Below are 19,469 nucleotides of genomic sequence, written 5' to 3'. Positions count from 1 at the left end.
AATGATACATCGTCAGGAACGAATTGCCGTATATCCAGGCAGTTTTGATCCCGTAACTATGGGCCATCTGGACATTATTGCCCGGGCGTCGAAGCAGTTCGATCGCGTCATCGTGGCTGTATTGAATAATATGAGCAAAAATCCATTATTTACGGTGGAAGAACGCAAGAGTCTTATTACGGAAGTCACGAGTCATCTGCCTAATGTGGAGGTGGACAGCTTCCGTGATCTGACGGCAAATTATGTACGGCAAAAAGATGCTCAGGTCATTGTCCGTGGTATCCGCTCGGTGACAGATTTTGAATATGAGCTTCAGCTGGCTTCGACGAACAGCAAGTTAAATCCGGATGCGGAAACCATTTTTATGATGACCAATCCGAAATATTCTTATCTGAGCTCCAGCATCGTCAAGGAAATTGCCCACTACCATGGAGATGTCACCGATCTGGTCTCACCTGAAGTGGAAGCTGCGTTGCGTCAGAAAATTAGCGAGAAAACCGGCGGTTAAACCAGAAGGTCAGCCCGGATAGGCAGATCATGACGGTGAGCAGCAATGCCAGACCGATACAGGCAGCAGGGAAACCAATCCAGACGGCATCGATGATGTCGGAGGTGTTCATGCCTACCAGGGACTGCTTGGTTAGAAATGGTTCCAAACCATTGCCCGAATTGTTCTGAAACGTGGCCCAGACTTCGGAGCTGTAACGGCTGAAAGGCAGCCACAGCAGCAAGCTGATGAAAAATGCAACCAATGCATGAAGCAGGCGGATTCCGGAAAAATACAACATGGATGTTGCGGCAAGACCAGCAGCTTTCAGCACGGCGGAGACTTGCAGATGAGAGCATAGACCTCCCCAGCCGAGAACAGCTGCAAGCAAAGACATTAGCAGAACGGGTGTCAGTGGGCTCTGACTCAGATGATAAGTTCCGAGATGCAGTTCCAGAAGTGAGGGCCAAAAAGCAACTGAAGTACCGGGGGTGATATAGAGGGTGAGCAGCCTAACAAACACGGCAAACACAATCATATATCCTCCGGTCATCATTAAGGTTTGCACAGCTTGGGAGACCGTGTCACCAAGCAATTTGCCGAACCCGCGTCCGTCACGTTCCTGGGCTTCACGCGCTGCAAGCATCATTTGTGACCATAGGCTCCGTCGTTTATACGAAGAAGGGGTTGCAGTTGAGGATTTTTTTCCTTTTAATTCCTTGGGTAGGAGTCGTACTCCGATCATGGTGGCAATCCAGCCACTAACCCAGTGAACAATCAGAAGGAAATATCCGGCAGCAGGCTGATGAAGAAAAGCTGCACCGATGACAAGTATAATCATCAATGGATTGGCGAAATGAGATGCTGCTGCGACAATACCCGCCTGTTTGGCGGTAATTTGTTGATCCTGCACTAAGCGGGAGGCGGTATCTGCTCCTGCCGGAAAACCGCCGCACATGCCGACAACAATGGCAAGTCCGGCTTTGCCCGGCAGACGGAACCAGCGCTGCATTAATGGCCCTAATAAGACGCCAAGTGCGTGGGTAAAGCCGAATGCAGTCAGCATTTGGGATAACATCAGGAATGGAAGCATGGCTGGAAAGATGATTTTCCACCAGATATCCAAACCTTGAATAGAGGCATCGAATGCATCTTTCGGAGACACAACTACTGCAATTACCAGCAATAAAGCGCCTGTACTCATAAGTACCGTTCGTAACGGTCCAGAGCCCGTAACTTCGCTCTGCATTGTCATTGTTTCACCTCATATGGATCGTGCCGCATACACTCGGCCAGGATTAGTTGTGGACGGCCGAATGACGTCCGTGGACGCTTCGGCCTTGACCGGATAAGCGACTGTAAACAGCGGCCTATCCGGCCTGTACCATTGTATGCAAAAGCATGAGAGTGTTAGACTTATAATTATTGAAAGATACGCAAAGAACGGGGGCTCATGCAATGAATCAGATTCGGAAATCTGGCGGATTCAGAGCTTCGATCTTTGTGATCGTGGTGGCTCTGGTCGTCTATGTTGCGGTGTATATGCCAACGCCATATATCATTTATATGCCTGGTAGTGCCGACGAAGTAAAACCCATGGTTACAGTGAAAGAGGGGGATAAGGAAGAACGCGGAGTTTTTATGATGACGACAGTGTCGGCAACATACGCCAATGTGTTTTTGCTAGGAACCTCCTTGTTTAATCGAAATGCTCAAGTGGATAAAAAAGAAGATCGGCTGCGCGGCAAAAGTGAAGCGGAATATTCTGCCGAACAGGTCTGGTTCATGAGTGATTCACAATCCTCGGCCATGGAGGCAGCTTATGAGCAGGCGGGAGTGAAATACTCCATTGTTCCTGAGCATATTTTTGTATTTGGGTTGTCTGAGGATCCCAAGCCTAAGGGAGATATTGAGCCCGGTGATATTATTTTGGGTGTAAACGGAACGGCAACTCCGGACAATACGGTGCTGTCTGAGCAGTTAAAGAACAAAAAGGTCGGAGATACGGTTGAGATGCAATTGGAGCGAGGCGGAGAAACGATCAGCCGCGACGTTCAACTGATTGAAGTGAAAGATAGCAAAACGGGTGAAGTTCGCCCGGCACTGGGTGTCATGATCGGAGCGGTTCAGAAAGTGAAAGCAGAAGATCCGGATAAACAGATATCCTTTACGGATACTCAGGTAGGTGGTCCATCTGCCGGACTGATGTTCACCCTGGAAATTTACAATCAGTTGACCCCAGGAGATTTGACGAAAGGTCACCGGATTGCTGGCACAGGCACCATTAACAAAGAAGGTGTGGTTGGCGCTATTGGTGGCGTTGTGCACAAAATTGTTGCGGCAGATCGGAAAGAAGCAGAGTTTTTCTTTGTGCCGAAGGACAATTATAAAGAAGCTGAAGCCAAGGCTGAACAGATTGGTACCAAAATGAAACTTATTCCTGTCAGCACGGTGGATGATGCGCTGGCTTATCTGAAAACCTTGTCTGTCAAATCCTAAAACGATCCTTATTAGTGATTAGCATGACTAAAAGAATACCAGGATGATGTAAAATCCCCCTATTGCAACGATGCCGAATCGGTGTGCAATAGGGGGATTTTGTGTGAGTGATCGATATAAAATAACGCATGATCAACGAGAGTCCGATCGATTTTATAATAATAGATCAGGATTGCATCAATCGATGGTTAAGCGTTGGCTCCAGCAATAGCTTGTGAGTCGATATATTGAACTTGTGTTTCGAAATCGTTTATGTTGAACCAGCTTTGGATAGGACTGAACGTAGAGTTAGAGCCTCACAGGCGGGTCATAGTAGTCGCTGTACATCATACGTGTATCGGTGTGTTCGCAGGCGAGTGCATATGCTGCCTGAGCCTGTACATCCAGCTCCAACTGATTATGGACAAAGGTTGATGGTTTCAGCAGAACGGGCAAAGAAGCTGTCTTTTTCATCTGTTTCAACAGGCCCTGTCCTTGTGCATTAAACCCAAGCACTCGAAGATATGCGGGCCCTTCAGCCAGCTTCTCGGACGAACATTCGGCCTTGGTATGATTCAGCAGGATATGGGTCAGCATGCGCTGTAGTTTTGTGCGTGTGTACCGTTTCGTTTTGAGTGCGTTCAGCAACGCCTCGACTGAAGGCTCCGGGAGCTGAGCAAGTGTACGGCTCAGCCTGTGTTCGAGTCCTTCCGTGACCTCGGCGATCTGCTCCAGTTCGGAGGCACGGCGTGTGGCCGCGATGTGCAGCAGCGGCTGTGCAAAGCGCTCCCAGTGCACGGGAGCGCGTCCTTCCTGCCATTCGCGCTGCAGAATGGCAAGGGTTGCCGCCGGCACGTATGGCGCGGCGGCTTCGGGCCCGTCCGCCATCAACAGGCGGCGGACGGCAGTTGCACTGGCGATCGCCCCCGGTCCGGGCGTCGCATCATGATACGCGGCACCGGTACGCGCCGCCGTAAAGGGCTTGATCGCGCTGCCCAGCCGCTGCAGCGCGATCAGGTAATGCAGCCCAAGCGAATTGTTGGGCTGCCCCAGCAGTGCAGCGGCGTCGTTCGCATCGACGCCGCCAGGCGCCAGCGCTGCCGCCGCACCTGCGTATGCGGTGGGGTAGCTGGCGCCTTCCCGCAGGCGGCGCGCGATATCTTCGCGCAGCCCTGCGGGCTCCACAGCCAGCACGCGCGCAATGCGCTGCAGGCTGTCCAGGTCGCCGGACTCGCTGCCAAAGCAGAGCGAGTCCACAACGCCTGTGCGGTGCAGCAGAGACACCGCACCATAGGCGAACCACTCGGCCGGTTGTACAGCATAGGCAACCGGCAGTTCAATTACAAGATCGGCGCCAGCATGCAGCGCCATCTCAGTCCGTGCCCTTTTGCCCACGATGGCGGGTTCGCCGCGCTGGAGGAAAGGGCCGCTCATCACAGCTACAACAACGTCTGCTCCACTGAGCCGTCTGGCTTCGCTTAGATGATAGACATGTCCGTTATGTAAAGGGTTATATTCAACAATGACGCCAACGGCTTTCATATGAGAACGCGCTCCTTTCGTTAAATATTCAATTGCGGTTCAATCCTTTACTCCTAGCCCGATTATATCCGAGCTCATCTTGTTCCATAATAGGACATGGGTATACCTTTGTTCAAATCATATCGCAGTGTATACCCGAAAAAGAAAAGAATCCTTTTCGTCGATATAGCCCGAACCTACCTTCAAAATGCATGACTTGTAGTTTAACTTATAGTAAGCCTATAATGTATCAGAGATCGAAAGCGGATTAGGATCCTCATTTTTAAAAAGGGTGTAAAGTTAAAAGTGTTGACAAACGTCTTGAAAAATCGGTATAATGATTTTTGTTTGTTAAGTCAATTTCATAATACTTTTAACGAGGAATCGTCAGAATACATACAGTCAGGAATATGATGTGTTGCAAGAGTCAGGCTTGACCTGTATAACTGTCGTAAGGCGTTTAACTTTAATTATGAGATTGGTTTCGTTTGGAGTGATGGGAAATGTTAATGCCATTTCGCAAAGTGGCTACCAGTGACCGACCCCTGCAGTTTAATGAACAGTGGGATATCAAGGAACTGGTTTCTAACCGACAGGATATCACAGCCGTTACCCCGCTGACTGCGGATTTATCTGCAGAATACAGAGAGGGCGACGTTGTGGATGTTCATGGCAAACTGACAGTAGGAGTGGACATGTTATGCTCCCGATGTCTTAAGCCGATTAATGAACATTTTCATATTGATTTTCATGAGCAATTCAAGCAGGGGAAACAGCCAGAGGAATTGCCTGAAGACGACGATACTTTCTACGTGGATGGAGAGAGCGTTGATCTGAAAGGTTATGCCGAGGAAGCTTTTCTGCTGGATCTTCCGTTTATACCGCTATGCAGCGATACATGCAAAGGGTTATGCCCCAAGTGTGGCCATGAGCTGAACGAAGGTGACTGCGGTTGTGATAACCAAGTTATCGATCCGCGGCTTGCAGGGCTCAAGGATTTTTTTAAATGAGCATGAGTGAAAATCGAACATTGTAACAACTACCTGCAAAGGTTGATTTTGATAAGGAGGTGGGAATAATGGCAGTACCTCAACGGAGAACGTCCAAGACGCGTCGCGACAAACGTCGCACTCACTTTAAATTGGCTGTACCGGGCATGGTGAAATGTGAACAATGTGGCGAACTTAAACTTAGTCACCACGTGTGCAAAGTGTGCGGAACGTACAAAGCAAGAGAGATCATCTCTCAATAATAGCTAGACATCAAGTAGCACTTCATTTCGATGAGGTGCTACTTTTTTTAGACTATAGCATCGCAAAAAAGACCCTTTCTACCTGTACTCTATCTTCTTGAATAAAGTTCAATATACGTATTTGATATTTTAGTAAGGCTCATTACGGGTTGTATTCAGGACTGTGAAGCCAGGCTCCGCAAGGCAGGATTGTTTTTGTTCAGCCAGCCTTTCTTTTTGACACGGGATGAGATATACTATAGTTTAGTACCAGGTTCTAAGATTTGACGTTACATAAACATGAACCATAATATGTGTGAGAACGACCCTGCTGAACAGGGATGCAACTATAGAAGCAACGTGAAAGAATATATTGAACTGACCGGATTAGGCGGTTCCTTAAACGATACAGCGGGGGGTGTCAGGCATCGAACGTGTACCGAAGAGACAGAGGCAGCAGCAGTTAACCAAAATGATCGAAGACAACCCGTTTGTGACGGATCAGGAACTTACACGCCAATTGAAGGTGAGTATTCAGACGATTCGTCTCGACAGACTGGAGCTTGGGATTCCCGAGCTTCGGGAGCGGATGAAACTGATGGCGGAGCGTTCCTATGATCAGGTGCGCTCCTTGCCCCTGCATGAGATTATCGGTGATATTGTGGACTTGCAACTGGACAAGAGTGGGATCTCCTTGTTTGAGATTAAGGAAGAACACGTATTTTCGAGAACGGGCATTGCTCGTGGACACTATGTTTTTGCACAGGCCAACTCATTGGCTGTAGCCGTTATTAATGACGAGATTGCACTGACGGCTTCCGCAGACATTCGTTTTGTTCGTTCGGTCCATTTGTCTGAGAAATGTATTGCGAAGGCTTATGTGAGATCGATATCGGGTCAAAAGGGCAAAGCCAAAGTGGAAGTGTTCACTTATGTGGGTGAAGAAATGGTGTTTCAAGGCAACTTTGTAATCTACCGTTCAGGTGGAGAAGACAGCGTAGAAGGAGGTCATTTGGGATGAAAATCGTCATTGATGCCATGGGAGGCGATAACGCACCTGCGGCAACAGTAGAAGGTGCGATCGCCGCGGCAACGGAATGGGCGGATACACAGATCGTCCTGGTCGGCGATGAAGCCAAGCTGGAACCTCTTCTGAGTCAGTCAGGTGCCAAACCTGCTAATCTGACTATTCGGCATGCTTCCGAAGTGATCGGTTCGGATGACGAACCGGTGAAGGCAGTCCGTCGCAAGAAGGATGCCTCCATGGTGGTTGCAGGTCGTATGCTTAAGGAAGGCGAAGCAGACGCCATGATCTCAGCGGGCAATACCGGAGCGCTGATGACAGCCGGCTTGCTGGTGGTAGGCCGTATGGAAGGTATTGAGCGCCCGGCGCTTGCGCCCATGATTCCAACGATCGATGATGTGGGTGTACTTGCACTTGATCTCGGCGCGAATATGGATGCCAAACCGGAGCACCTCGCACAATATGGTCTGATGGGAAGCTTGTATCGGCAAAAAGTGCAGGGAATCGCGTCACCAAGAGTGGGTCTGCTCAATGTGGGAACGGAGCCTGGTAAGGGGAATGAGTTAACCAAACATGCTTATCCATTGCTCGAGCAACTTCCAATTCGTTTTGTTGGTAACGTAGAGGCCCGTGACGTGCTTACAGGCGCATGTGATGTGCTTGTATGTGATGGATTTGCCGGGAATATATTGCTCAAATCCCTCGAAGGCACAGCGGGTGCCATTTTCGCTCTGCTTAAGGAACAATTCTCATCGTCGCTCAAAAGCAAACTGGCTGCTGCTGTGCTCATGCCTGAGCTGCGCGGTTTGAAGCGGAAACTGGATTATACCGAGCATGGTGGTGCACCACTCCTCGGTTTGAGCAGACTTGTGGTGAAAAGTCATGGATCGGCTGATGGCAATGCCATCAAAAATGCTGTGCGCCAAGCACGGATTGCAGTACAGAACCAGCTGGTGGAGAGCATATCTAAGGAAATTAGCGGGAAGTGAGTGACGACATGAATAATTTGCGCCCGGTAGGGGTTATCGGTACAGGTAAATATGTACCAGAGAAAATTTTGACAAACAGCGATTTGGAGAAAATGGTCGATACGAATGATGAGTGGATTGTCAGTCGTACAGGAATCAAGGAACGTCACATCGCTGCACCGGATCAGGCGACTTCGGACCTGGCATACGAGGCAGCTATTAAAGCACTTGAATCTGCTGGCATGACTGGCAGTGATCTTGATCTGATTATTGTGGCAACTATTACACCGGATTCTTCATTCCCTTCTACTGCTTGTATTTTGCAAGATAAACTTGGTGCCAAGGGCGCTGCGGCATTTGACTTGTCTGCTGCCTGCTCCGGATTTGTATACGGTCTGGCAACAGCAACGAGCTTTATCCAAAGCGGCATGTACAACAATGCACTTGTTATTGGTGCAGATTGTTTGTCTCGTATTACTGACTATACCGACCGTAATACCTGTGTGCTGTTTGGCGACGGAGCGGGCGCGGTTATCGTTGGTGAAGTGCCGGAAGGCCGTGGATTTAAATCATTCGATCTCGGAGCTGAAGGTGCGGGTGGAAGCCTGCTTCAAATGGAGGGCGGCGGTTCCCGTCTGCCTGCATCCGTAGAAACAGTTGAGAACAAAAAACATTACATTTACATGAATGGCCGTGAAGTGTTTAAATTTGCAGTACGGGTGATGGGTACAGCGACAATCGAAGTACTGCGCAAGGCTGGCCTGGAGCGTACGGACGTGGATCTGTTTGTTCCTCACCAAGCCAATATTCGGATTATCCAATCTGCAATGCAGCGACTTGAGCTTCCAGAAGAGAAAGTTGTAGTCAATGTGGATAAATACGCGAACACATCTGCAGCCTCCATTCCGCTTGCTTTGGTAGAAGCTGCTGAAGAAGGCCGCATGAAAGCCGGAGATACCGTGCTTATGGTTGGTTTTGGTGGCGGTTTGACGTGGGGCGCATCGGTACTCGTTTGGTAAATTAGACAGCTGGGAGAGATGAATTGGATGGGTAAAATAGCATTTGTATTTCCCGGACAGGGATCGCAGACTGTGGGCATGGCCAAGGACGCATATGAGTCTGTGCCTGCGGCAACAGAAATTTTCCGTACAGCCGATGAGACGCTGGGTTTCTCGCTGAGCAATCTTGTTTTTGAGGGACCAGAGACCGAGTTGAAACAGACATCAAATACGCAACCGGCTCTGCTGACAGCAAGTATTGCATTGTTTGAGGCTTTTAAAGAAAAAGGAATTCAGCCTGATTATATGGCTGGACACAGTTTGGGTGAATACAGTGCACTGGTCGCGGCGGGCGTTCTTTCGTTCGCGGACGCGGTAAGCATTGTGCGGGCACGCGGTCAATATATGGAACAGGCTGTTCCTGGTGGACAGGGTGCGATGGCTGCGGTATTGGGTGCGGATCGGGAAGCGCTGGGGGTGCTTTGCCGGGACGTATCCGAAAGTGGTCATGCAGTTGAACTTGCTAATATCAACTGTCCGGGACAAATCGTGATTTCCGGTGTGAAGGAAGGGGTAGCTGCTGTCGCTGAACGGGTTAAGGAAGCAGGCGGCAAACGTGCCATCACACTTGAAGTAAGCGGTCCGTTCCATTCTTCCTTAATGAAGGGTGCAGCAGAGAAGCTGGCTGAGAAACTGAAAACTGTTTCGTTCTCACCCGGAGCGGTCCCTGTAGTCGCGAATGTGACTGCAAGACCTGTGGAGGACGGTAAGGTTCAGGATTTATTGACAGCTCAGGTCTATTCTCCGGTTTTATGGGAAGACAGTGTGACATGGCTTATTGAGCAAGGTGTAGATACTTTTATCGAGATTGGCTCTGGCAGTGTGTTAACAGGTTTGATTAAAAAAACAGATAAAACCGTTAAACTGTACAATGTAAACAGTCTTGAGACGCTCGAAGCAACGGCAGCTGCACTAATTTGATTAACAATGATTAGATTTGGGGAAAGGAGGAATGATTATGTCTAAACCATTACAAGGCAAAAATGCGCTCGTTACTGGTGCGTCCCGTGGTATCGGGCGTAGTATTGCACTCGCTTTAGCCGAGGCAGGTGCCAACGTGGCCGTGAATTATGCGGGCAGTCAAGCGGCAGCTGAGGAAGTAGCGGAAGCGATTCGCGCCAAAGGTGTCCAGGCAATTACGATTCAAGCGAATGTGGGCCAGATGGATGAAGCCGAACAAATGGTCAAAGCAACGATTGAAGCGTGGGGCAATGTTGATATTCTTGTCAACAATGCTGGAATTACCCGTGATAATCTGATCATGCGTATGAAAGAAGAGGAATTTGATCAGGTAATCGAAACCAATCTCAAAGGGGTGTTTAACTGTCTTAAGGCGGTTACGCGTCCAATGATGAAGCAACGGTCTGGTAGAATTATCAATATCTCCTCTGTTGTGGGTGTGCTCGGAAATGCTGGACAAGCAAACTATGTTGCTGCCAAGGCAGGGGTCATCGGTTTGACGAAGGCATCTGCACGTGAGCTTGCCTCCCGCGGCATCACAGTTAACTGCGTTGCACCAGGATTTATTGAGACCGATATGACGAAGGAATTGTCCCAGGAGATCGTGGACAACATGTTGAACGGTATTCCGTTGTCCCGTCTGGGCCAGCCGGATGAAATCGCCGGTGTTGTCACGTTCCTGGCTTCAGAAGCTTCATCTTATATGACAGGGCAGACACTGCATGTTGATGGTGGCATGTACATGTAATTCTTCCCGGACTTGAACAATAGTCGGGGAACAGGCGCTGGACGATCCGAAATGCCGGAAAAAGGCCGGGTTCCCCGGCCGGGAGCCGCATATGTCTTCTATGGCATTTTGCCTGCGATTCTCGTATAATACCAAGGAGGAGGTGAACCGGATGTCCGATGTATTGGAGCGTGTAAAACGCATCGTCGTCGACCGCTTGGGCGCAGACGAAGCTGAAGTTACACTTGAAGCATCTTTCAAAGAAGATTTGGGTGCTGATTCTTTGGATGTAGTGGAATTGGTCATGGAATTGGAAGATGAATTCGATTTGGAAATCTCTGATGAAGATGCAGAAAAAATCACGACCGTAGGTGAAGTTGTAAACTACATACAATCTCATACCTAAAGTCAATTCAGTCCCGCACCTGTTTTCGAACAGGCGGGACTTCTCATCATTCATTGGTTTTTCTCATTCCGCAAGCGGCGCAGGTCAAACGGATCTTCGGGTCCTGCTTGGCTAGACGTCTGCTTGCGGATATTCCCACAAAATACTTGCGTAATGCAGTCGATATAGAGGTGAGTCGGTTTGAAACAAAGAGTTGTAATTACCGGAATGGGCGTAATGACATCGCTCGGAAAAGATTTAGAAACGTTCTGGGGCAGTTTAATGGCAGGCAAGTCCGGAATCTCTCAGATTGAGGCGTTTGATGTAAGTGAATACACCACTCAAATTGCAGCCGAGATCAAGGATTTCAACCCGGAAGAATACATGGATCGCAAAGATGCACGTAAAATGGACCGTTTTGTTCAGTTCGCTGTAGCAGCTGGCTTCAAGGCCGTTGAAGACAGTGGTCTGAAAATTGACGAGAACATTGATGCAGAGCGTTTCGGTGTGTCGATCGGATCGGGTATCGGTGGATTGGGTACTTGGGAGGACCAACATAATGCATTGCTGCAAAAAGGTCCTAAACGCGTAAGCCCATTTTTCATTCCGATGATGATATCTAACATGGCTTCTGGCCAGATGTCGATTTCTCTCGGGGCGAAAGGTCCTAACATCAACGTGGTAACGGCATGTGCTACAGGAACACACTCCATTGGAGATTCCTTCAAGCTGATTGCAAACGGTGATGCGGATGCGATGATTTGTGGCGGTGCGGAAGCTACCATTAGACCAACTGGTCTGGCTGGGTTCTGCGCAATGCGTGCCATGTCTACACGTAACGATGATCCGGCTAAGTCGAGCCGTCCTTTTGATACAGAACGTGACGGGTTTGTTATGGGCGAGGGCGCAGGTGTTCTAATTCTTGAATCCCTAGAACATGCTCAAAAACGTGGTGCTCGTATTTATGGCGAAGTGATTGGTTACGGTCTCACTGGCGATGCACATCACATGACGGAGCCTGATCCGGATGGAGCAGCTCGTTGCATGAAGATGGCTCTTCGTAATGCGGGTATCGAACCAGAAGAAGTGGACTATATCAATGCACATGGTACATCAACACCTGTAGGTGACAGATCCGAAACGCTTGCGATCAAAAAAGCGTTTGGTGATCATGCGTACAAGCTTGCGGTGAGTTCAACCAAATCGATGACAGGTCATATGCTTGGTGCTGCTGGTGGCGTGGAAGCCGTAATCTGCGGATTGTCGCTGACACATCAGACACTTGCTCCAACGATCAACCTGGAAAATCAGGACCCGGAATGTGATTTGGATTATGTTCCAAACGTTCCACGTCAAACTAAAGTCAATATTGCCATGTCCAATTCATTTGGGTTCGGCGGTCACAATGCCACCATTATTCTCAAAAAATTTGAAGCATAAGGGGCTAGTTCGTTTGAGTGAAGATCTGAAGCAGTTACAACACAAACTTCAAATCAAATTTGACAACAGGCAGCTTTTAAAACAAGCGTTTACCCATGCTTCTTATGTAAACGAACACCGGTTCAGTCAGCATCAGGATAACGAGCGTCTGGAGTTTCTGGGCGATGCCGTACTGGAACTGACTGTGTCGGAATACTTGTATCATTTGTTTCCTAACCGGCCGGAAGGTGAATTAACTAAGCTGCGGGCATCCATTGTCTGCGAGCCTTCCCTCGTCAAATTTGCTGAAGCGTTGGGTTTTGGGCAGTATGTACTTCTTGGTAAAGGTGAGGAACTGACGGGAGGACGAACTAGACCGGCTTTGCTAGCGGATGTGTTTGAATCTTTCATTGGTGCATTATATCTGGATCAGGGATTGGCGCCTGTCCGGACATTTCTGGATCAGCATGTATTTCCGTTGATCGTTCTGGGCAGCAAATTGCAGATGAGCGATTACAAAACGGAATTGCAGGAACTCACTCAGCATCACAATATGGGAGCTCTGGAATACCGTATTGTTGAGGAACGGGGCCCTGCCCATGAACGGGAGTTTGTCTCCGAGGTCCATATGGGTCAAGAACGGCTTGGCAGAGGTACAGGACGTTCCAAAAAGGAAGCCGAACAACAGGCTGCATCTGCAGCGCTGGATCGACTGAAGCTTCCGGAAGCCTGAGCTTTACCGTAAGCGCATAGACAAACGAAGAGCAAAGAGCAGCCCGCGGGTCCGCCTGGCGGAATTTATCGGCCGGACTGCTTTTTGCTCTTTTTTTTGTAAAGAAGACCAGGGGAGGTTGCCTGATCTTAACTAAATAAGTTGGACCTTATTTTTACACAAAACGAAGAGTGCAGAACCAATCTGAAGAAGCGAAGCGTGCGCCTTTATCACCGGATTTTTCCCTCGGACCAATGGAATAAAGAAAATCTGGGGATAAGAGCGATCGAAAGATGGTACTGCAATTGAAGTGACAAGGTGTAACATTTCTAGCCCAACTTATATAGGCGCTGAATGCAACATTTGAAATTTGCAAGAGGAGGTGACGGGAAACCCTATGTTTTTGAAACGGATTGAACTGGGTGGATTCAAGTCATTCGCCGACAAAACGGAAATGGAGTTCGTTCGTGGCATAACCGCGGTTGTGGGCCCGAACGGAAGTGGCAAAAGTAACATTTCAGACGGCATACGCTGGGTTCTTGGGGAACAAAGTGCCAAATCACTGCGTGGTGGCAAGATGGAAGATATCATTTTTGCCGGCAGTGATGCACGGAAGGCTGTTAATTATGGTGAAGTTTCGTTGACGCTGGATAACGAAGATCATGCGCTTGCTTTGGATTTTGGCGAAGTAACGGTAACGCGTCGTGTACATCGCAGCGGAGACAGTGAATATTTTATCAACAAGCAGTCGTGTCGGTTGAAGGATATTACGGAATTGTTTATGGATACCGGAATCGGCAAGGAAGCTTACTCGATTATTGGACAGGGACGAATCGAAGAGATTCTGAGTACCCGTTCAGAGGATCGCAGGGGGATCTTTGAAGAGGCATCAGGTATTGTTAAATATAAATCTCGCAAACGGGATGCTACTCGCAAACTGGATGAGACGGAACAGAATTTATTGCGTATTCATGACCTGGTCACCGAATTGGAAGACCAGATTGGTCCGTTAAAGGAACAATCGGAGAAAGCAATCCACTACAAGGAATTGCGTGGACAGCTGAAGTCACAGGAAATCTCCATGTATGTGTATCAGATTGAACAAATTCATGCTTCCTGGAGCAAGGCGAACCAACGACTTGAATCATTGAAAGAGGAAGAAGTCGGATTGGCGGCAATCGTCTCCACTCATGATGCCAAGCTGGAAAGTGACCGCAATGCACTACGTACGCTGGAAACGGAGACGGAACAGCTGCAATCGGCCTTATTGCAATTCAGTGAAGCAACAGAGAAAAGCGAAGGACTTGGGGAACTGCTCAAGGAGCGTTCGCGTCATCTGCAGACAAATCAGGAACAGCTCAAAGTGACCCTTGCAGCGAGTGAAGAGAGACATCGGGAGCGTGAAGCCGAGTTACTTGCATTACGCGAAAAGTTTGCCAAGCTTGAACTGGAATTGAGTGACGTAAGAAATCGTCTGTCCGAAGAAGAAGCCAAACTTATCGGTGTCACTGGTGGTATTAGCCAACAGCAGGAGGAAAGCCTTAAGGGCAACTTGCTGGAACTGATGAATCAGATGGCTCAGACACGAAATGAAATTCGTTACGCGGACCAACAGAAAGAAACGCTGGAACGGCGAATGAACCGAGCGACTGAGGAATCCGGCAAGTGGGAAGGCCAGAAGGAAACGCTGGAAGCCCGCAAAACGGAGATTGAGAAAAAAGTTGTTCGTTTAGGCAAGGAAATCAGTGATCTGCGCGGTGGTTATATTACGGAAAGTGAACGTCTCCAATCGCTGCAGAAGCTGCTCGAAGAAAGCCGGGGCACTGTCCGTAAATGGGAACAGAAGCGTGAAGCCCAGGTCTCCCGTCGCGATACAATGAAAGAAATGCAGGATGATTTTGACGGTTTCATGTTGGGTGTCAAAGAAGTTCTTAAGGCATCACGCAAAGGTACACTGAACGGGGTTCATGGAGCTGTTGCAGAGCTCGTTAAAGTGCCTGAGAAGATTGAACTTGCGGTAGAGACGGCGATGGGCGCTTCCCTGCAGCATGTCGTCATGGAGAATGAATCGGTTTCCAGACAGGCGATCGCTTTTCTGAAACAACGTCAATTGGGTAGAGCTACGTTCCTCCCGCTGGATGTTATTCGTGCACGTACCATTGGTGCAGGGGAACGTTCGATGATCGAAGGCATGGATGGTTTTGTGGGAATTGGTGCGGATCTTGTACAATACGAATCCCGTTATGCTGCGATCATTGGAAGTCTGCTCGGAAATGTCATTATTGCAGAAAAGCTGGAGGATGCCAATAAGATCGCAGCTCGCTGCCAATATCGTTTCAGGGTCGTAACCCTGGAAGGCGATGTGGTTAATGCGGGTGGTTCGATGACCGGTGGTAGCCAGCATAAGAAAAATGGTAGTCTGCTCAGCCGCAAACGGCAGCTGGATCAGCTGGATCAAGATATTTTGGATACCGAAAATCAGATCGTAAAACTGCATCGCAGTGTGGAGGATGTAAAGACTCAGCTGGAGCAGTGCCAAGATAAGCTGGACGAGCTGCGTCAGTCTGGAGACGACACCCGGAATGCAGAACAGCAGGCTTCAATGGAAATGAAGCAGGTTGAGCATGAACTGCGTCACGTACTGGAACAGGTTGCCGTAGCCGGGCAGGAAAAGAGCGGCTTTACTGAAGAAATCAAAGAAATGGATACAGCCCGCGATGTTGCTGTGAAGAAGCTGGAGCAACTTGAGGAAGAAGAGAAGGCGACTCATCGTGCCATTCATGCCGCAGAATTTGCGCGTAAAGCGAATGAATCCGCGAAGGAGGAATTGCAGACCCAACTCACCGATCTGAAAGTCCGAGAGGGGAAACTGGATCAGGAGCGATTCTCCAACGAGGAGCAGTTACGGCGTCTGGAGCGCGAAGTGGATTCACTGGTGAAGGATCTTCGTCAAAATCGCACGTTGCTGGCCTCCATGGAAGCAGATCTGAAGAAAACAGAGACTGAGAGTGTTAAACAGATTGAAGATCTTAACCAGTACAAGCTGAAAAAAGCGGAATCTGCACAGGAGCTGGACTTCAAACGTGCTGCCCGAAGCGAGCTGTCGAAGAAGCTTGAGCTTGCCGAGAGTGAAACGAAGGAACAGCGCACACAGCTGAAAGCTGTGGAGGAACAGATGCGACAAACGGAAATTTCCGTGAACAGACTTGATGTTGAGTTGGAAAACATTCTGCGCAAACTGATGGATGAGTATGAGCTCGGCTATGAACTTGCCAAGGAGCGTTATCCAGTACCGGAAGATGTGGAGAGCACACAAGCTGAGGTTCAGAAACTGAAGCGCAGCATTGCGGCTCTCGGTGACGTCAATCTGGGAGCCATCGAGGAATTCCAGCGGGTTAACGAGCGGTATGAGTTCCTCAGCACGCAGAAGAATGACCTGGTCGAAGCCAAAACAACGTTGTATCAGGTTATTCGAGAAATGGAAGATGAGATGGCCAAACGATTCAAGGCAACATTTGATGCGATTCGCCGGGAGTTCGGCACGGTCTTCACCAAGCTGTTTGGCGGAGGGCGCGCGGATCTTGTATTGATGGACCCTGAGCGTTTGCTCGATACGGGCATAGATATCGTCGCCCAGCCACCAGGCAAAAAGCTGCAAAACCTGCAGCTATTATCCGGCGGGGAACGAGCGTTGACCGCAATGGCCCTTTTATTCGCTATACTGCATGTTAAGCCTGTACCGTTCTGCGTACTGGATGAAGTGGAAGCGGCACTGGATGAAGCCAACGTGGTGCGTTTTGCCCAGTATTTACGTGAGTTCTCGGAACAAACACAATTCATCGTTGTTACACATCGCAAAGGCACAATGGAAGAAGCGGATGTGCTGTATGGCGTCACGATGGAAGAGGGCGGAGTATCCAAGCTCGTTTCGGTTAAACTGGAAGATGAGGAAGCTGTCATTGCCTAATCTTTGAGTTGGTTGTCACACATGAACTCATCTAATATCATTTAAACTAAGAAATGTACACGATGGAGGGGCTTTATGAGTTTTTTTAAAAAGCTGAGAGACAGCATTGCAAGCAAAACGGAGTCGGTTACCAAACAGTTCAAGGACGGGTTGGAAAAGACACGTAAAGGCCTCGTAGAGAAAGTGTCGGATCTCGTTATCCGCCGCAAAAAAATCGACGAGGAATTCTATGAAGAATTGGAAGAGATTCTGATTGGAGCCGACGTAGGTGTCAATACGGTCATGAAACTGATTGAAGATCTGCGTGAAGAAGTCAAAAAACGCAAAATTGAGGATGCGGCTGAACTTCAGCCTGTATTGTCCGAAAAACTGACGGATTTGCTTCGTGGCGAGCAGAATAATGAACTGAAAATGAATCCGGATGGCATCACGGTCATTTTGTTTGTTGGTGTTAATGGTGTTGGTAAAACAACAACGATTGGCAAGCTGGCCCATCGCTTCAAACAGCAGGGTAAAAAGGTCATCATGGCAGCAGGAGATACGTTCCGTGCCGGAGCAATTGAACAACTTGAAGTATGGGGACAACGTGCCGGTGTGGAAGTGATCAAGCAACAATCAGGTTCTGACCCTGCCGCTGTAATGTATGATGCTGTACAGGCTGCGAAGCAACGGGGTGCTGATGTATTGCTCTGTGATACTGCGGGCCGTCTGCAAAATAAATCCAATCTGATGGACGAACTCAACAAAATCTATCGTGTCATTCAACGCGAAATTCCGGAAGCACCTCATGAAGTATTAATGGTGCTGGATGCAACTACAGGTCAGAATGCACTGAATCAGGCCAAACTCTTCGGAGAGAAGAGCGGGGTAACTGGACTTGTACTGACGAAACTGGATGGTACCGCCAAAGGTGGTATTGTTGTTGCGATTCGTCAGGAGTTGGATCTGCCTGTGAAGCTGGTCGGACTTGGTGAGAAAATTGATGATCTGCAGCCATTCGACTCGGAGCAATTCGTGCATGCGTTGTTTGCGGGACTGATTCAGGAACAGCCAGCTGAAAGTGCTGAAGAAGAGGAAGCTAATTCCTAGAACCATTAATAAATAGCATGAATGAATAGCGTTAACCGTATTGCCAGTGATATACGTGATAAGTGTCACGTGTAATGTCACTGGCAATACGTGTATAATGGGAATAAAGAAGGCAAGGCTAAAGGGCTAGAAAGGACGGTTGATATGGCCAATACCTATACCTATTCCCGTCGTGAGGAAGTCGCCAATGCGGTAACTCATGGAATCGGCGCTGCACTCAGTGTAGCTGCACTGGTGCTATTGATTGTATTTTCGAGTATGAAAGGCACGGCTTGGCATGTGGTCAGTTTCACGATCTACGGGATCACCATGCTGCTGCTCTATACGAGCTCCACACTCGTGCATGCATGGAAAGATGGGAAAGTGAAAGATTTATTTGAGATTTTTGACCATTCATCCATTTATTTGTTTATTGCCGGATCGTACACTCCGCTTTTGTTTATTGCTGTTCGTGGCACACTTGGTTGGACCCTGTTCGGTGTGATCTGGGGAATCGCATTATTCGGCGTGATCTTTAAGGCATTTTTCACGAAAAAGTTTCTATTCATGTCCACGATTTTCTATATTGCAATGGGCTGGCTCATCGTTATTGCTTGGCAACCGCTTATGGCTGCCATTCCTACAGGCGGAATCGTGTTGCTGGTTGCTGGAGGTCTGATGTATACACTGGGGACGCTTTTTTATGTGTGGCGTGGATTTCCATACCACCATGCGATTTGGCATCTCTTTGTGCTAGCAGGCAGTATTCTTCATTTCTTCATGGTACTGTTGTACCTGACACCACTTCGCTAGAACGGTAGATAGCGTTAAACGAATCGGCTCCATCTGTGGAGACCCATTCGTTTTTTTGTTTTATATAATGGTTGCAGCAGGTCGTATTCAGCTGTAGAGGAACGGCTAAGAGTAACCATGTAGGCAGGAAAAATGAGTGTAAAATGAACGTTTTTATTGTGACAAGTATTTTTGCTTGACAACCTGATTTGTTTTAGGTATTATTAGGAACGTTGCAAGAGTGTAAAGTGTTTTTCCTTGACGAAGGGAGTGCCCCGTTATGAGTCAAGAAAACCGGCTTGAGAAGACAAACCGGATTAACTTGCTGTTTGCTTTCTATGAACGGTTGCTTACCGAGAAACAGCAGACGTTTCTAAAGTATTACTTTCATGATGATTTCTCGCTGGGCGAGATTGCAGCCGAGTTCGAGATCAGCCGCCAGGCGGTATACGAGCATATCAAACGTGCCGAACAAGTGTTGGAAAATTACGAAAGCAAGCTAGGCTTGCTGGAGAAGCACGAACGGCGCAACCGTAATCTTGAAGATTTGCAAAATGCATTGGAGCGCGCAGGCGTTTCCATTGATAACAACCAACAAATAAACGATATTATTCAACAGCTCAGAGAGTAGTTTGTAAGAGTTGAACGAAACGTATCGGTCCTGAAAACAGT

At 48.5% G+C, this 19,469-nt stretch carries 18 protein-coding genes; 16 read left to right on the top strand and 2 right to left on the bottom strand.

Going from position 1 to position 19,469, the window contains the following annotated elements:
• The first annotated feature begins 1 nt into the window (after position 1).
• Positions 2–508 carry a pantetheine-phosphate adenylyltransferase gene (gene coaD, locus MHB84_RS01770; protein ID WP_090807427.1) on the top strand — a complete coding sequence of 169 codons (507 nt, stop codon included), beginning with the start codon at positions 2–4 and terminating at the stop codon, positions 506–508.
• Here the strand turns inward: coaD and MHB84_RS01765 are convergent.
• Positions 486–1,742, bottom strand: coding sequence for a nucleoside recognition domain-containing protein (locus MHB84_RS01765; protein WP_083678917.1), 1,257 nt, complete (start codon positions 1,740–1,742; stop codon positions 486–488). The two genes, coaD and MHB84_RS01765, sit on opposite strands and share 23 nt — an antisense overlap.
• 203 nt (positions 1,743–1,945) lie before the next feature.
• On the opposite strand from MHB84_RS01765, the gene MHB84_RS01760 reads away from it, so the two are divergent.
• A complete protein-coding gene (locus tag MHB84_RS01760; protein ID WP_076289476.1) occupies positions 1,946–2,986 on the top strand; it encodes a SepM family pheromone-processing serine protease in 1,041 nt (346 codons plus the stop codon).
• Positions 2,987–3,274: 288 nt separating this feature from the next.
• Here MHB84_RS01760 and MHB84_RS01755 read toward each other — a convergent pair whose 3' ends face one another.
• Positions 3,275–4,507 carry a nucleotidyltransferase gene (locus tag MHB84_RS01755; RefSeq protein ID WP_076289477.1) on the bottom strand — a complete coding sequence of 411 codons (1,233 nt, stop codon included), beginning with the start codon at positions 4,505–4,507 and terminating at the stop codon, positions 3,275–3,277.
• Between the two features lie 482 nt (positions 4,508–4,989).
• Here MHB84_RS01755 and MHB84_RS01750 point away from each other — a divergent pair, with 482 nt between their 5' ends.
• The 14 genes from MHB84_RS01750 to MHB84_RS01685 all read left to right on the top strand — a co-directional run bounded on the left by MHB84_RS01750 (position 4,990) and on the right by MHB84_RS01685 (position 19,428).
• The gene (locus MHB84_RS01750; RefSeq protein WP_076289478.1) at positions 4,990–5,496 is read left to right on the top strand and encodes a YceD family protein; all 507 of its coding nucleotides are present in this window, start codon (positions 4,990–4,992) and stop codon (positions 5,494–5,496) included.
• A gap of 68 nt (positions 5,497–5,564) precedes the next feature.
• Positions 5,565–5,738, top strand: a complete 174-nt coding sequence (gene rpmF, locus MHB84_RS01745) for a 50S ribosomal protein L32 (RefSeq protein ID WP_017689233.1) — start codon at positions 5,565–5,567, stop codon at positions 5,736–5,738.
• 451 nt (positions 5,739–6,189) lie between these two features.
• A complete protein-coding gene (gene fapR / locus MHB84_RS01740; RefSeq protein ID WP_205525006.1) occupies positions 6,190–6,738 on the top strand; it encodes a transcription factor FapR in 549 nt (182 codons plus the stop codon).
• Entirely contained in the window at positions 6,735–7,730 is a 996-nt protein-coding gene (plsX, locus tag MHB84_RS01735) for a phosphate acyltransferase PlsX (protein ID WP_064639094.1), read from the top strand. The genes fapR and plsX overlap by 4 nt, the downstream gene beginning before the upstream one ends.
• A gap of 8 nt (positions 7,731–7,738) precedes the next feature.
• A complete protein-coding gene (locus MHB84_RS01730) occupies positions 7,739–8,728 on the top strand; it encodes a beta-ketoacyl-ACP synthase III (protein WP_063564927.1) in 990 nt (329 codons plus the stop codon).
• Positions 8,729–8,755: 27 nt separating this feature from the next.
• Positions 8,756–9,688, top strand: coding sequence for an ACP S-malonyltransferase (gene fabD, locus MHB84_RS01725; RefSeq protein ID WP_076289479.1), 933 nt, complete (start codon positions 8,756–8,758; stop codon positions 9,686–9,688).
• Between the two features lie 37 nt (positions 9,689–9,725).
• Entirely contained in the window at positions 9,726–10,475 is a 750-nt protein-coding gene (fabG, locus tag MHB84_RS01720) for a 3-oxoacyl-[acyl-carrier-protein] reductase (RefSeq protein WP_063564667.1), read from the top strand.
• A gap of 151 nt (positions 10,476–10,626) precedes the next feature.
• Entirely contained in the window at positions 10,627–10,860 is a 234-nt protein-coding gene (acpP, locus tag MHB84_RS01715) for an acyl carrier protein (RefSeq protein ID WP_024630176.1), read from the top strand.
• Positions 10,861–11,040: 180 nt separating this feature from the next.
• On the top strand, positions 11,041–12,279 hold the full coding sequence (fabF, locus tag MHB84_RS01710; protein ID WP_024630177.1) for a beta-ketoacyl-ACP synthase II: 1,239 nt from the start codon (positions 11,041–11,043) through the stop codon (positions 12,277–12,279).
• 13 nt (positions 12,280–12,292) lie between these two features.
• Positions 12,293–12,991: a ribonuclease III gene (gene rnc / locus MHB84_RS01705; RefSeq protein WP_024630178.1), complete on the top strand. Its 699-nt coding sequence runs from the start codon at positions 12,293–12,295 to the stop codon at positions 12,989–12,991.
• A 376-nt stretch (positions 12,992–13,367) separates the two neighbouring features.
• On the top strand, positions 13,368–16,937 hold the full coding sequence (gene smc / locus MHB84_RS01700) for a chromosome segregation protein SMC (protein WP_076289480.1): 3,570 nt from the start codon (positions 13,368–13,370) through the stop codon (positions 16,935–16,937).
• A gap of 75 nt (positions 16,938–17,012) precedes the next feature.
• On the top strand, positions 17,013–18,026 hold the full coding sequence (gene ftsY / locus MHB84_RS01695) for a signal recognition particle-docking protein FtsY (protein ID WP_076289481.1): 1,014 nt from the start codon (positions 17,013–17,015) through the stop codon (positions 18,024–18,026).
• Between the two features lie 144 nt (positions 18,027–18,170).
• A complete protein-coding gene (gene trhA / locus MHB84_RS01690) occupies positions 18,171–18,818 on the top strand; it encodes a PAQR family membrane homeostasis protein TrhA (RefSeq protein ID WP_076289482.1) in 648 nt (215 codons plus the stop codon).
• A 259-nt stretch (positions 18,819–19,077) separates the two neighbouring features.
• Positions 19,078–19,428: a putative DNA-binding protein gene (locus tag MHB84_RS01685; RefSeq protein WP_076289483.1), complete on the top strand. Its 351-nt coding sequence runs from the start codon at positions 19,078–19,080 to the stop codon at positions 19,426–19,428.
• The last annotated feature ends 41 nt before the right edge of the window (positions 19,429–19,469 follow it).

Source organism: Paenibacillus sp. FSL F4-0087, from assembly GCF_038020215.1.
In the GTDB taxonomy this organism is placed as follows: domain Bacteria; phylum Bacillota; class Bacilli; order Paenibacillales; family Paenibacillaceae; genus Paenibacillus; species Paenibacillus taichungensis.
Note: the sequence above shows the minus strand (reverse complement) of the source record. Positions and strands in the feature narration are given on the sequence as shown.

Coding starts and splice junctions, on each gene's coding strand:
- smc (WP_076289480.1), top strand. CDS start 13,368: ATGTTTTTGAAACGGATTGAACTGGGTGGATTCAAGTCATTCGCCGAC.
- ftsY (WP_076289481.1), top strand. CDS start 17,013: ATGAGTTTTTTTAAAAAGCTGAGAGACAGCATTGCAAGCAAAACGGAG.
- MHB84_RS01730 (WP_063564927.1), top strand. CDS start 7,739: ATGAATAATTTGCGCCCGGTAGGGGTTATCGGTACAGGTAAATATGTA.
- MHB84_RS01685 (WP_076289483.1), top strand. CDS start 19,078: ATGAGTCAAGAAAACCGGCTTGAGAAGACAAACCGGATTAACTTGCTG.
- rpmF (WP_017689233.1), top strand. CDS start 5,565: ATGGCAGTACCTCAACGGAGAACGTCCAAGACGCGTCGCGACAAACGT.
- fabG (WP_063564667.1), top strand. CDS start 9,726: ATGTCTAAACCATTACAAGGCAAAAATGCGCTCGTTACTGGTGCGTCC.
- plsX (WP_064639094.1), top strand. CDS start 6,735: ATGAAAATCGTCATTGATGCCATGGGAGGCGATAACGCACCTGCGGCA.
- MHB84_RS01755 (WP_076289477.1), bottom strand. CDS start 4,507: ATGAAAGCCGTTGGCGTCATTGTTGAATATAACCCTTTACATAACGGA.
- MHB84_RS01750 (WP_076289478.1), top strand. CDS start 4,990: ATGTTAATGCCATTTCGCAAAGTGGCTACCAGTGACCGACCCCTGCAG.
- fabD (WP_076289479.1), top strand. CDS start 8,756: ATGGGTAAAATAGCATTTGTATTTCCCGGACAGGGATCGCAGACTGTG.
- coaD (WP_090807427.1), top strand. CDS start 2: ATGATACATCGTCAGGAACGAATTGCCGTATATCCAGGCAGTTTTGAT.
- MHB84_RS01760 (WP_076289476.1), top strand. CDS start 1,946: ATGAATCAGATTCGGAAATCTGGCGGATTCAGAGCTTCGATCTTTGTG.
- fapR (WP_205525006.1), top strand. CDS start 6,190: ATGATCGAAGACAACCCGTTTGTGACGGATCAGGAACTTACACGCCAA.
- MHB84_RS01765 (WP_083678917.1), bottom strand. CDS start 1,742: ATGACAATGCAGAGCGAAGTTACGGGCTCTGGACCGTTACGAACGGTA.
- trhA (WP_076289482.1), top strand. CDS start 18,171: ATGGCCAATACCTATACCTATTCCCGTCGTGAGGAAGTCGCCAATGCG.
- acpP (WP_024630176.1), top strand. CDS start 10,627: ATGTCCGATGTATTGGAGCGTGTAAAACGCATCGTCGTCGACCGCTTG.